Genomic DNA, 13,234 nt, shown 5'->3' on the forward strand with positions numbered 1-13,234 from the left:
CGAAATGTAGCGTTATCTTGCTGCGGTAGCGCCGCCCTGCCGCGGAGCGGTGTCACCTACCGCGAGAGAAGCGATGCTCCAGGCAATCGGACTGACCAGCACTCCCCGCCGCGATCGCCCGCCCGCCGTGGACGATCTGACCTTCGAGGCCCGGCCGGGCACCGTGACCGCGCTCCTCGGCCCCCGGGGATCCGGCAAGACCACCACTCTCCGGCTCATGCTCGAACTCGAGCCGGGCCGTGGGATCACCTACTTCCGAGGCAGACCGCTGCACCGCATCGCCCACCCCCCTCGCGAGGTCGGCGTGCTCCTCGGTGACGTCCCCGGACACCCCTCCCGCACCCTCCGGGGGCAGCTCCGGATGCTCTGCGCCGCCACCGGAGTTCCTGCCGCACGGGCCGACGAACTGGTGCGGGCCGTGGGACTCACCGGCCTGGAGTGCCGCCGGATCGGCACCCTGCCGATCGGCGCGGACCGTCGACTCGGGCTCGCCTCCGCCTTGTTGGGCGCCCCTCACACCCTGCTCCTCGACGAGCCGGCCGCGGGTCTCTCCGTACCCGAGAGCGGCCGGCTGTACGAGCTGCTGCGCGCACATGCCGCCGAGGGCGGAACCGTGCTGTACACCACGGAGGACCCCAAGGACGCGGCCCGTAACGCCGACCGCGTCGTCACCCTCGACGGAGGCCGGCTCGTCGCGGACCAGGAGGCCGTCGAGTTCGCCCGTACCCGTCTGCGTCCCAGGGTCGTCGTCCGGACCCCGCACGCCACGCGGCTGGCCGCAGCCGTGACCCAGGAGGCCAGGGCCGCCCGCCGCCCCGTCGAGGTGGTCGCCGAGGACGGCAACCGTCTGTCCGTCTACGGCAGCGACTGTGCGGCCGTCGGCGACACCGCCTTCCGGCACGGCGTACCGATCCACCGGCTCGCCGACGAGAGAGGAGGCGACGACGGGGCCGGTGCTCGGCAGGCGGGGCGGGTTCCGGGAGACGGGGACACCGGAAGGGCGGAGAGCCGTGCCGCCGCGTCGACGGACACCGGGCAGCCCTTCGGGGCCGCGGGGCGGGAGATCCCGGGCAGGCGGAGAGGCGCCGCCCGGAGACCCCTGCGCTTCCCCTTGCGTCCGCTGCGGTACGAGATTCACCGGCTCCTGGGCGTCCCCTCCACGCCGCTCGTCGTGGCCGGCGTCCTGCTCGCCTCCATGGCGCTCGCCCTGCTCCTCGGGCGCGGCGGCCGGGCCGAGCTGCCCGCCGTCCTGGCCGGCTGGCCGGCGATCTCCCCGTTGCCGCCCGCGGCCCTCGGTGCCGGGCTGCTCGGAGCCTTCTCCTTCGGCGAGGAGTACCGCTATCCGGCGCTCACCACAGGGCGCGGAGCCGTACCCCGCAGGCCTGGCCTGCTGCTCGCGAAGCTCACCGTGGCCGCGGTCGTCGCCCTCGTGATCGGAGCGCTCGTCGTGGTGGTCGATCTGACGGCCCTGCGGTTCGTCCACGGTGGAGAGTTGATCCCCGTACCGAGGAACTGGCCGTCTCTCTGCGCGAGTTGGCTCGGTCTGTGTGTCGGATGCGCGTGGGCGGGGGTGCTGGGCGCCGGGGTGTTCCGGGCCGCCGCGGCCGGAGTGGCGGCGGTGCTCGCGGTGCCGGTCGCCTTCGTGCCGCTGCTGCAGAAGGTGCTGACCGGGCCGTCGGTGCGGTCGGCGGCCGGACTTCCGGCGCGGCTGCGCGAGTTCGCGGGGCCGCAGTGGTCCCCGGCCCTGGACCGGTGGCTCGCGGGGGCGCTACGGGTGGTCGGTCAGCCCGCGGGGGTGGCGCTCTCGCTGACGTTGACCGGGCTGCTCTGCGCCTATGTGTTCACCGGCCTTCGCCGCAAGGCTCGTTGGTGATCACTTGCAGACTTAAAGGTTCCGGATCTGCGTCAACACCCTTGAAAACTGCCACATATGCCCGATTAATCGTCAATTGTGTAGGGGGTGCCGATCACCCTTTCGTGTGCTTTTCACCAAAGACCTCAAGGGTCACGGAGGCAACGCCGACAAAGGATGCGTGAGTACCCTTGCGCACACCATGATGACCGCCGCCCGCCCCGTCGACTCTGGCCTCGGCGCCCCGGGCGATCTCGACCGCTACCCCTACGCGGAGGCTCCCACCGCCGGCCGTGTGGGCCCGCCCTCCTGGGAGGGGGTGGACACCGACCTGGGCCGCGTCGGCCGCCGGACCGCCGGCAACCGGGGGCGCGGGCTGCACGGGCAGCTCGTCCAGCAGCTCGGCCAGATGATCGTCTCCGGCGATCTCGGTGCCGACCGTCCGCTCGTCCCCGAGGAGATCGGCCAGCGGTTCGAGGTCTCGCGCACCGTCGTGCGCGAGTCGCTGCGCGTCCTGGAGGCGAAGGGGCTCGTCAGCGCCCGCCCGAATGTCGGTACGCGAGTCAGGCCCGTCAGCGACTGGAACCTCCTCGACCCCGACATCATCGAGTGGCGCGCCTTCGGCCCGCAGCGCGACGACCAGCGCCGCGAGCTCAACGAGCTGCGCTGGACGATCGAGCCCCTCGCCGCCCGCCTCGCCGCCGGTCACGGTCGTGAGGACGTGCAGCAGCGCCTCGCCGACATGGTCGAGATCATGGGGCACGCGTTCGCCCAGGGCGACGGCATCACCTTCTCCCGCGCCGACACGGAGTTCCACTCCCTCCTCATCCAGCTGGCCGGGAACCGCATGCTGGAGCACCTCTCCGGCATCGTCGCCGCCGCGCTCCAGGTCTCCGGCGGCCCCGTCACCGGCTGCGACCGGCCGAGCGAGGCCTGCCTGGCGCACCACGCCCGCATCGTGGACGCACTCGCCGCCGGGGACGCCCACGGCGCCGAGAGCGCCATGCGGCAGCTGCTCACGGTCCACCCAGAGGTGGAGCGCGTCGTCCCCGCCCCTCGCGAACACTGACCCGCGGGCCGTGGCCGGGAGCGCGGAGGCGCACGCACCGCGTGCCGCCGGGTCCGAGCACCACCCGGGGGACCGGCAGGGTCTCCCCGGGTGGCGCCCGGGTTCGGGCGGCGCGAATGTGCAGTGATCGACCGTTCCGGCCGTTTCGTCGCAAATGAGGTGTGACTCGGGCCACGAAGATTGGGCGTAACACTCCTCCGAGCCGTGCGATGACTTAAGAGGTGACAGCCGAGGAAGGAATACAGCAGCCGATGGAGGCGCTGTGCAGTTCCCCGGTCCAGCCCGCGCCGTCGGCACATTCCCCGTCGACGGTCGTCGGCTCCAGCCCGATCCAGGGCGGGGCCGGAAGCCGTTTCCATCGTTCCGAGAGGTTGTTCGTGTCGGCCAGCACATCCCGTACGCTCCCGCCGGAGATCGCCGAGTCCGAGTCTGTGATGGCGCTCATCGAGCGGGGAAAGGCTGATGGGCAGATCGCCGGCGATGACGTGCGTCGGGCCTTCGAAGCCGACCAGATTCCGCCAACCCAGTGGAAGAATGTTCTGCGCAGCCTCAATCAGATCCTCGAGGAAGAGGGTGTGACGCTGATGGTCAGTGCAGCGGAGTCGCCGAAGCGCGCCCGCAAGAGCGTCGCAGCGAAGAGCCCGGCCAAGCGCACCGCCACCAAGACCGTCACTGCCAGGACGACCGTGACGAAGACCACCGTCTCGGCTTCCACGGCCACCGCGGCCGAGGGCACCGACCCGGACGACGAGGCCGGATCGCCCGCCCGTAAGGCGGCCGCGAAGAAGACCGTCGCCAAGAAGACGGTGGCCAAGAAGACCGTCGCCAAGAAGACGGCGGCCAAGAAGACCACGTCCAAGAAGGACGCCGACGAGCTCCTCGAGGGCGAGGACCTCCTTGAGGACGTCGCACCCGGCAAGGGCGACGACGAGGAGACCGAGGGCGAGAGCAAGGGCTTCGTCCTGTCCGACGAGGACGAGGACGACGCTCCGGCGCAGCAGGTCGCCGTCGCCGGCGCCACCGCCGACCCGGTCAAGGACTACCTCAAGCAGATCGGCAAGGTCCCGCTGCTCAACGCCGAGCAGGAGGTCGAGCTCGCCAAGCGCATCGAGGCCGGCCTGTTCGCCGAGGACAAGCTCGCGAACTCCGACAAGCTCGCCCCGAAGCTCAAGCGTGAGCTGGAGATCATCGCCGAGGACGGCCGCCGGGCCAAGAACCACCTCCTGGAGGCCAACCTCCGTCTGGTGGTTTCGCTGGCCAAGCGCTACACCGGCCGCGGCATGCTCTTCCTGGACCTGATCCAGGAGGGCAACCTGGGTCTGATCCGCGCCGTCGAGAAGTTCGACTACACCAAGGGCTACAAGTTCTCCACGTACGCCACCTGGTGGATCCGTCAGGCGATCACCCGCGCCATGGCCGACCAGGCCCGCACCATCCGTATCCCGGTGCACATGGTCGAGGTCATCAACAAGCTCGCGCGCGTCCAGCGCCAGATGCTCCAGGACCTGGGCCGTGAGCCCACCCCGGAGGAGCTGGCCAAGGAGCTCGACATGACCCCCGAGAAGGTCATCGAGGTCCAGAAGTACGGCCGTGAGCCGATCTCCCTCCACACCCCGCTGGGTGAGGACGGCGACAGCGAGTTCGGCGACCTCATCGAGGACTCCGAGGCGGTCGTCCCGGCCGACGCGGTCAGCTTCACGCTCCTCCAGGAGCAGCTGCACTCCGTCCTCGACACGCTCTCCGAGCGTGAGGCGGGCGTCGTCTCCATGCGCTTCGGCCTCACCGACGGCCAGCCGAAGACGCTGGACGAGATCGGCAAGGTCTACGGCGTGACGCGAGAGCGGATCCGTCAGATCGAGTCGAAGACGATGTCGAAGCTCCGTCACCCGTCGCGCTCGCAGGTCCTGCGCGACTACCTCGACTGATCCGTACGAGGTACGCATCGGCACACGGAAGGGCCCGGTTCCCCGAGAGGGGGAGCCGGGCCCTCCGGCTTTGCGCGGGTGCACGGCGGGGACACGTGCTGGACGCTGGGTGAACCGACATCACCCGAGAGTCAGGAGGCTCCATGCGTGGTTCCCTCATCCGAGCATTGACGGGTGCTCTGGGCCTGATCACCGCGGCGGCGGGGCAGCTTGCCACCGCCGGCCCCGTGGTCGCCGACAGCGTCGTGGTGGGCGGCCGGCCGACCCAGATCACGGACGCGCCGTGGGTCGTGGCGCTGTCCAGCCGTGACCGGTTCGGGGGTACGCGTGCGGGGCAGTTCTGCGGGGGTGTGGTCGTCGCACCGACCAAGGTGCTCACGGCGGCCCACTGCCTGGGCCGCGAGGTGCTCGGCGGCGAGCCGTGGGAGGTGCGCGACTTCGTGGTCATCGCGGGCCGCGCGGCGCTGAGCGGACAGGAGGGGCAGGAGGTCCGGATCTCGGACACCTGGGTCAACCCCGACTACGACCCGACGACCAACGCGGGAGACCTGGCCGTACTGACGCTGGTGAGCGCACTGCCGCAGTCATATGTGATCGGCGTGGCCCGCTCGGGGGACGACGCGGCGTACGCGTCCGGGACGGAGGCGGACGTCTACGGCTGGGGTGACACGACCGGCAACGGCGCCTACGCCTCCACGCTGCGGACGGCGCGCGTCCAGGTCTTGCCGGACGCGGCGTGCGAGCGGGCGTACCCGGGCGGTTTCGGCGTCCGCTACCAGCGCGGGACGATGCTGTGCGCGGGCGACCCGCGGGGCGGGAAGGACGCGTGCCAGGGCGACAGCGGTGGCCCGCTGGTGGCCAAGGGGCTCCTCGTCGGCCTGGTGTCCTGGGGCAGCGGCTGCGGGCAGGCGGAGAACCCGGGCGTCTACACGCGGGTCTCGGCGGTGCTTCCGCCGAACTTCTGAGCCGTGGCCCGAAGGCAGGGACGGGCGGTGGCCCCGGATTCTGCCGGGAGTACGAGCACGAAGGGTACGAGAACGGGCGGTCACCACCTGAGGTCAGGGGGTGACCGCCCGTCGTCCGATCAATGACCGGCCCTGGGCTCGTCGCGGATGGCGCGTCAGGCGTGGTCTTCGCCCTGCGTGCGGGCCGGCACGTCCGTGAGCCGGTCCGTCTCATCCTGTATCTCAACGGCGATCTTCTTGAGTTCCGGCTCGAACTTGCGTCCGTGGTGGGCGCAGAAGAGCAAGTCACCTCCGCTGGTCAGAACGACGCGCAGGTATGCCTGGGCGCCGCAGCGGTCGCAACGGTCAGCGGCCGTCAGGGGGCTCGCGGGGGTCAGAACAGTAGTCACGTCGCCTCTTCTCTAGCTCGACGAGCTGTCGTACCAGGGTCAACATCCAACCAGGCCGAAAACGTTCCCGCTCGTGGCTTTTCCTTGAAACTTCTTCTCTAAGGTGGCTGTCTGCTGCCGGTTGGCGGCGAATGAGCCGTATTGCGTCGCTCTACGGATTTCGCGTTGCTTGTGTCGGTTAGCCCTCCCGGCACGGTTGCCGGTTGTTCATGAGGACGTGCCCGGAGCCTAAATGGTTCATGCCTCGAAGGGAACGTGATGTTCACGTCACCCCATCGAGGGATCGAACATTCATGCGACCCTGGACTAGCATGAAGAATCGGGGAGGGTGGCGTTACAACGGCTCTACCAGGCATCGGTACCCTCTGAGCGGTGACCGACGCCGGGCCTTACCCCACCGGGCCAGATTTCAAATTCAGCGAGGAGCGAACCGCGTGACCGCCGAGACGTCCGTGCCGTCCAGTGCGCTGCTGACCGCAGACCGTGACGGTTCCAACTACACCGCGCGGCACCTGCTCGTACTCGAAGGGCTCGAAGCGGTCCGCAAACGCCCCGGTATGTACATCGGGTCCACCGACAGCCGCGGCCTGATGCACTGCATCTGGGAGATCATCGACAACTCGGTCGACGAGGCCCTCGGCGGCTACTGCGACCACATCGAGGTCATCCTCCACGACGACGGTTCCGTCGAGGTCCGGGACAACGGCCGGGGCATCCCGGTCGATGTCGAGCCGAAGACCGGTCTCTCCGGCGTCGAGGTCGTCATGACCAAGCTGCACGCCGGCGGAAAGTTCGGCGGCGGCTCGTACGCGGCGTCGGGCGGTCTGCACGGCGTCGGCGCCTCCGTGGTCAACGCCCTGTCGGCCCGCCTCGACGTCGAGGTCGACCGGAACAGCGCGACCCACGCGATCTCCTTCCGCCGCGGTGTCCCCGGCATCTTCACCGAGCAGGGCCCCGACAGCCCCTTCGACCCGGCCAACGGCCTCGTCAAGACCAAGCGCGTCCCCAAGACCCGCACCGGCACGCGCATCCGCTACTGGGCGGACCGGCAGATCTTCCTCAAGGACGCCAAGCTCTCCCTGGAGACGCTCCACCAGCGCGCCCGTCAGACCGCCTTCCTCGTCCCGGGCCTCACCATCGTCGTCCGCGACGAGCGGGACCTGGCCGGCATCGGCAAGAGCGAGGAGACCTTCCGCTTCGACGGGGGCATCAGCGAGTTCTGCGAGTACCTCGCGCAGGACAAGGCCGTCTGCGACATCCAGCGCCTCACCGGGCAGGGCACCTTCAAGGAGACCGTCCCCGTCCTCGACGAGCGCGGGCACATGACCCCGACCGAGGTCACCCGTGAGCTCGCGGTCGACGTGGCGCTGCGCTGGGGCACCGGCTACGACACCACGGTCAAGTCCTTCGTCAACATCATCGCCACCCCCAAGGGCGGCACCCACGTCTCCGGCTTCGAGCAGGCCATCACCAAGACGGTGAACGAGGTGCTGCGCTCGGCCAAGATGCTGCGCGTCGCCGAGGACGACATCGTCAAGGACGACGCCCTGGAGGGGCTCACGGCCGTCGTGACGGTCCGCCTCGCCGAGCCGCAGTTCGAGGGGCAGACCAAGGAGATCCTCGGCACCTCCGCCGCCCGCCGGATCGTGGCGAACGTGGTGGCGAAGGAGCTCAAGGCCTTCCTCACCTCCACCAAGCGGGACGCCAAGGCGCAGGCCCGTGCCGTCCTGGAGAAGGCCGTCGCCGCGGCCCGGACCCGGATCGCGGCCCGCCAGCACAAGGAGGCGCAGCGGAGGAAGACCGCGCTCGAGTCCTCCTCGCTGCCGGCCAAGCTCGCGGACTGCCGCAGCGACGACGTGGAGCGCAGCGAGCTCTTCATCGTCGAGGGAGACTCCGCCCTCGGTACGGCGAAGCTCGCCCGGAACAGCGAGTTCCAGGCGCTGCTGCCGATCCGCGGAAAGATCCTCAACGTCCAGAAGTCGTCCGTCTCGGACATGCTCAAGAACGCCGAGTGCGGCGCGATCATCCAGGTCATAGGAGCGGGCTCGGGCCGCACCTTCGACATCGACGCCGCCCGCTACGGGAAGATCGTCCTCCTGGTCGACGCCGACGTCGACGGCGCCCACATCCGCTGCCTGCTGCTGACGCTCTTCCAGCGGTACATGCGGCCCATGGTCGAGGCCGGCCGGGTCTTCGCCGCGGTGCCGCCGCTGCACCGGATCGAGCTCGTCCAGCCCAAGAAGGGCCAGGACAAGTACGTCTACACGTACTCCGACAACGAGCTGCGGCAGACCCTCCTGGAGTTCCAGCGCAAGGGGGTCCGCTACAAGGACGCCATCCAGCGCTACAAGGGTCTCGGCGAGATGGACGCCGACCAGCTCGCGGAGACCACGATGGACCCGCGTCACCGCACCCTGCGCCGGATCAACATCGGCGATCTGGACGCGGCGGAGCAGGTCTTCGATCTCCTCATGGGCAACGACGTGGCGCCCCGCAAGGAGTTCATCACCGGATCGGCGGCCACCCTCGACCGCTCGCGCATCGACGCCTGACGGGCTCCACCCGTGGGTGGAGCCACACGCTCCACCCACGGGTCGATCACACGACCGCCCACTCTCCGTAACATCGAAGTGTCGGAGGGGGGACGGACATGAGCGAGAAGCGCTACCGAGGAATCACGAGGACGAGGACACAAGCGAGGGCGGAGCCGGCAGGGGCGGGGAGCGCGGCGGCGCACGGGCCTTCCTGGGGCTCCTGGCCCTCGAGAGAGGCACTCACCCGCGTCGGTGTGCCCCGGGGGCGGATCGTCCTCGACCACACCATGATCGCGGCCCTGAGCGTCCTGGTGGTGACCAGCTGCTACATCTCGGGCGCGTTCGACGGCTGGTACGCGCCGTTGCCTCCGCTGGGGTTAGGGCTCTGCGTCGCAGCGGCGCTGCGGTATCACCACACGACCCTCGACCATCGCCTGGCGGCCTCACTGGGACTGCTCGCGGTGATCACGCTCTGTGGCCTCGGGGCCTACGCGGCGGGTGCCTCGACGTCCGCGACGGTGATCTGGATCGTCGTCTCGGTCATGGCGATGGAGCGGCTGCCGCTCCCCGTGGGGCTGGTCACCGTGGCGGTGCTCGTGGCCGGGTTCGTGGAGGCCGACGAGACCGGGATCCGGGGGGCCGGTATCACCACGGTGGCCGTGCTGCTCGCCGGCTACTCCCTCCGGCTGGACGCCGAGGCGAGAGGGGCCGGATTCCAACTCCTCGCCCAGGAGAGGCTCGCCCGGGAGGCGGAGGCCGCCTCGGCGGCGCTCGCCGAGCGGGCCAGGATCGCGAGGGAGATACATGACGTGCTCGCCCACAGCCTCTCCGCGCAGATGGTGCACCTGGAGGTCGCACGGCTCCAGATCGAGGCCGGGGCGGACCGCGCGGAGATCCTCAAGCTCGTGACCTCGGCCCGGTCCATGGCCAGGGAGGGCCTTGCCGAGACCCGCCACGCGCTCTCGGCCCTGCGTGGGGACATGGCGCCGGTCGAGGACTATCTGCGGGAGCTGGCGCGGGAGGACCGGGCCGAGGTCGACGTCACCGGCGAACGCCGGGACCTGCCCGCCGAGGCTTCGCAGGCGGTGCGGCGGGTCGCGCAGGAAGCCCTCACCAATGTCCGCAAGCACGCCCCGGGCGCCCGGACCAGGATCCGGCTCGCCTACGGGACGGACGAGATCTCCCTGGAGATACGCGACTCAGGACCGCTCCGAACGGACGAGGCCGCACGGGTGGAGGAGGAACTCGGGTCCTCCGGCTCCGGGTACGGGTTGCTCGGCATGAGAGAGCGCGCCGAACTGCTCGGCGGCAGCCTGGACGCGGGCCCCGAGGGAGCCGGGTTCACGGTGCGGCTGCGGGTGCCGGCATGAGCGCCGCGAACGGCGACCGTGTCGCGCGGGTCGTCGTCGCCGACGACCAGGCCGTCGTCCGCGAGGGGATCGTGATGCTGCTCGGCCTGCTTCCCGGGATCGAGGTCGTCGGGTCGGCCCGGGACGGGGAGGAGGCGGTCGCGCTCACCGCCGAGCTCGGTCCCGACGTCGTGCTGATGGATCTGCGGATGCCTCGCTGCGACGGTGTCGAGGCCACCCGCCGGATCCGTGAGCGGCACCCCGGGACGGAGGTCGTCGTACTCACCACCTACGCCGACGACGACTCGCTGTTCCCGGCGCTGCGGGCCGGGGCGCGCGGTTACCTCACCAAGGACGCCGGCGGCGAGGAGATCGAGCGGGCCGTGCGGGACGTGATCGACGGGCGCGCCGGGCTGTCCCCCTCCGTGCAGCGGAGGCTCCTTGAACGGCTGATCGACCGGGAGGCCCGCGATGCCCGGGACCACAGGGACCACCAGGACCACCAGGGCCACCGGGATCACCGGGATCACCGGGACCACCGGGACGATGACGATCCGGGTGACCGGGCGGCCTGGGACGAGCGGGGCGGTCGGCCTGGGCGGGCCAGGTCCGGGCAGGCCGGTCACCCCGATCGGTCCGGGGCTGGGTCAGGGCCAGGGCCAGGGCTGGGGTCCGAGGCTGAGTCGGAGGCCGGAAGCGGGGCCGTTAGGTCGTCGGGGGGCCAGGGCGTCTCCTCGGGGCCGTATGGCGACGGGCTGACGGAGCGGGAGACGGAGGTGCTCGTGCTGGTGGCGGAGGGACTGTCCAACGCGGAGATCGCCAGGAGGCTGCGGATCTCCACGGCCACGGTGAAGACTCACATCAACAACCTCTTCGCCAAGACCGGGGTGCGCGACCGGGCTCAGGCCGTGCGGTACGCATATCAGCACGGTCTGGTCAGTGCACCTGGGAGAAGAGTCACCTAATGGGGTGAAGTGAAGGGGGAGAAGAGTCCGAGATGTTCCCGCTCTGTCCATCCTTGAACCTGCGGCCGAAACGGTTTGCTGACAAGGAGAGTTGCTCGGTGGAGCAGGTGGACAAGCAGGAGGGGCGCGACGCTTCGGCGACGGCGGTCGATGACCCCTGGTACGACGCGACGGCCTCAGGTTGGGGTGAACAGACGGCGGCCGGGGCGCCCGGTGACGGCCGGCCCGACGTGGTGCCGCGGCAGCGGGTCCACGACGCGGCGGAGATCTATCTGGAAGTCCAGCGGAGCCCCGCTTTCCAGGAAGTACGCAGCCGCTACCGCCGGTTCGTCTTCCCGGCCACCCTGGCGTTCCTCCTGTGGTACCTCGCCTATGTGGTGGCGGCGACCGCCGCACCCGGGCTCATGGCCCGGCCGGTGGCCGGAGCGGTGAACGTGGCGATGGTCGCGGGGCTCGGGCAGTTCCTCACGACCTTCCTGCTGACCTGGGCGTACGCGCGCCACGCGCGGCTGCGCAGGGACCGGGCGGCGCTGGAACTGCGCTGGGACACGCAGGAGATGACCCGAGGGGTGATGCAGCCGTGACCGGAGACCACCAGACCCTGGCGCTCGTGCTGTTCAGTGTGTTCGTCGCCGTGACCCTGGGGATCACCACCTGGGTGAGCCGGCACCGGCACGGTTCGGCGGAGGAGTTCTATGCGGGCGGGCGACTGTTCTCGCCGCTGGAGAACGGGTTCGCCATCGCCGGGGACTACATGTCGGCGGCCTCGTTCCTCGGTATCTCCGGGCTGATCGCGCTCTACGGCTACGACGGCATGCTCTACTCGGTCGGCTTCCTCGTCGCCTGGCTGGTCGTGCTCCTGCTGGTCGCCGAGCTGGTCCGCAACTGCGGTCGGTTCACGCTGGCCGACGTCGTCGCCGCGCGGATGGCGGAGCGGCCGGTGCGGATCGCCGCCGGAACGTCCTCGGTGGCCGTCTCCGTGCTGTACCTCGTGGCCCAGATGGTGGGCGCCGGGAGCCTGGTGGCGCTGCTGCTCGGCGGTTCCAGCCAGGCGGCGCGCTCGTGGACGGTGATCGGCGTGGGCGCGCTGATGGTGATCTACGTGTCGCTCGGCGGCATGCGGGCCACCACCTGGATCCAGATCGTCAAGGCGGTCCTGCTCATGGCGGGCACGATCGCGCTCACCGTCCTCGTCCTGCTCCGGTTCCACGGCGACGTGAACAGCCTGCTCTCCACCGCCGCCGAACGCAGCGGGCACGGCCTGGACTTCCTCGCCCCCGGGCTGCGCTACGGCGGCGACTGGACGGCCCGCCTCGACTTCATCAGCCTCGGCCTCGCCCTCGTCCTGGGCACCGCCGGACTGCCGCACATCCTGTCGCGCTTCTACACCGTGCCGACCGCCCGCGCCGCCCGGCGCTCCGTCGTCTGGTCCATCGGGCTCATCGGCGGCTTCTACCTGATGACCATCGTGCTCGGCTTCGGCGCGGCCGCGCTGATCGGCCCCGACGAGGTCCGTGCCTCCAACGCTGCCGGGAACACCGCCGTGCCGCTGCTCGCCCTCGACCTCGGCGGGGGCGCGGGCTCCACCGGCGGCACGGTGCTCTTCGCCGTCGTCGCCGCCGTCGCCTTCGCGACCATCCTCGCCGTCGTCGCGGGGATCACCCTGGCCTCCTCGGCCTCCGTCGCCCACGACCTGTACACCTCACTGCGCCGCCCACACGCGAAGCAGTACAGCGAGGTGGCTGTCGCCCGGGTCGCCGCCGCAGGCATCGGTGCGGCCGCCATCGGTCTCGGACTGCTCGCACGCGACCTCAACGTGGCCTTCCTCGTCGGCCTGGCCTTCGCGGTCGCGGCCTCCGCCAATCTGCCGGTGCTGCTCTACTCGCTGTTCTGGCGGAAGTTCACCACCCGGGGCGCGGTCTGGTCGGTGTACGGAGGCCTGATCCCCGCCGTGCTGCTCGTCCTGGTCTCGCCGGTCGTCTCCGGCAGCCCGGAATCGCTGTTCCCGGGCGTCGACTTCCACCTCTTCCCCTTGCAGAACCCGGGAGTGGTGTCCATCCCGCTCGGCTTCCTGGCCGGGTGGATCGGCACGGTCACCTCGTCCGAGCCGCCCGACGAGGCCCGGCACGCGGAGACCGAGGTGCGGGCCCTGACGGGCGCGGGAGCCGTCTGACCGTCCCGCGCGG

10 protein-coding genes are annotated in these 13,234 nt (G+C 70.5%); 9 read left to right on the plus strand and 1 reads right to left on the minus strand.

The features are described 5' to 3' along the window. The first annotated feature begins 73 nt into the window (after positions 1-73). The 4 genes from ACFYUS_RS27360 to ACFYUS_RS27375 all read left to right on the plus strand — a co-directional run bounded on the left by ACFYUS_RS27360 (position 74) and on the right by ACFYUS_RS27375 (position 5,811). Positions 74-1,873, plus strand: coding sequence for an ATP-binding cassette domain-containing protein (locus tag ACFYUS_RS27360; protein ID WP_388857428.1), 1,800 nt, complete (start codon positions 74-76; stop codon positions 1,871-1,873). Positions 1,874-2,033: 160 nt separating this feature from the next. Continuing rightward, the gene (locus tag ACFYUS_RS27365) at positions 2,034-2,921 is read left to right on the plus strand and encodes a FadR/GntR family transcriptional regulator (protein ID WP_388857431.1); all 888 of its coding nucleotides are present in this window, start codon (positions 2,034-2,036) and stop codon (positions 2,919-2,921) included. Positions 2,922-3,298: 377 nt separating this feature from the next. Next, positions 3,299-4,846 carry an RNA polymerase sigma factor gene (locus ACFYUS_RS27370; RefSeq protein ID WP_388857434.1) on the plus strand — a complete coding sequence of 516 codons (1,548 nt, stop codon included), beginning with the start codon at positions 3,299-3,301 and terminating at the stop codon, positions 4,844-4,846. 143 nt (positions 4,847-4,989) lie between these two features. Further along, the gene (locus ACFYUS_RS27375) at positions 4,990-5,811 is read left to right on the plus strand and encodes a S1 family serine peptidase (RefSeq protein ID WP_388857437.1); all 822 of its coding nucleotides are present in this window, start codon (positions 4,990-4,992) and stop codon (positions 5,809-5,811) included. Between the two features lie 155 nt (positions 5,812-5,966). Here ACFYUS_RS27375 and ACFYUS_RS27380 read toward each other — a convergent pair whose 3' ends face one another. Further along, a complete protein-coding gene (locus ACFYUS_RS27380; RefSeq protein WP_017237643.1) occupies positions 5,967-6,200 on the minus strand; it encodes a hypothetical protein in 234 nt (77 codons plus the stop codon). A 434-nt stretch (positions 6,201-6,634) separates the two neighbouring features. On the opposite strand from ACFYUS_RS27380, the gene ACFYUS_RS27385 reads away from it, so the two are divergent. The 5 genes from ACFYUS_RS27385 (at position 6,635) to ACFYUS_RS27405 (ending at position 13,221) form a co-directional block, all read left to right on the plus strand. Further along, the gene (locus ACFYUS_RS27385; RefSeq protein WP_388857441.1) at positions 6,635-8,752 is read left to right on the plus strand and encodes a type IIA DNA topoisomerase subunit B; all 2,118 of its coding nucleotides are present in this window, start codon (positions 6,635-6,637) and stop codon (positions 8,750-8,752) included. A gap of 98 nt (positions 8,753-8,850) precedes the next feature. Then, positions 8,851-10,104: a histidine kinase gene (locus ACFYUS_RS27390; RefSeq protein WP_388857444.1), complete on the plus strand. Its 1,254-nt coding sequence runs from the start codon at positions 8,851-8,853 to the stop codon at positions 10,102-10,104. Further along, entirely contained in the window at positions 10,101-11,048 is a 948-nt protein-coding gene (locus ACFYUS_RS27395; protein ID WP_388857447.1) for a response regulator, read from the plus strand. The genes ACFYUS_RS27390 and ACFYUS_RS27395 overlap by 4 nt, the downstream gene beginning before the upstream one ends. Before the next feature lie 98 nt (positions 11,049-11,146). Next, positions 11,147-11,632 (plus strand): DUF485 domain-containing protein, encoded by a 486-nt coding sequence (locus ACFYUS_RS27400; protein WP_388857449.1) that lies wholly within the window; start codon positions 11,147-11,149, stop codon positions 11,630-11,632. Continuing rightward, positions 11,629-13,221 (plus strand): cation acetate symporter, encoded by a 1,593-nt coding sequence (locus ACFYUS_RS27405; protein WP_388857452.1) that lies wholly within the window; start codon positions 11,629-11,631, stop codon positions 13,219-13,221. The genes ACFYUS_RS27400 and ACFYUS_RS27405 overlap by 4 nt, the downstream gene beginning before the upstream one ends. Positions 13,222-13,234: the final 13 nt, after the last annotated feature.

Source organism: Streptomyces sp. NPDC004284 (genome assembly GCF_042874035.1).
GTDB lineage: Bacteria > Actinomycetota > Actinomycetes > Streptomycetales > Streptomycetaceae > Streptomyces.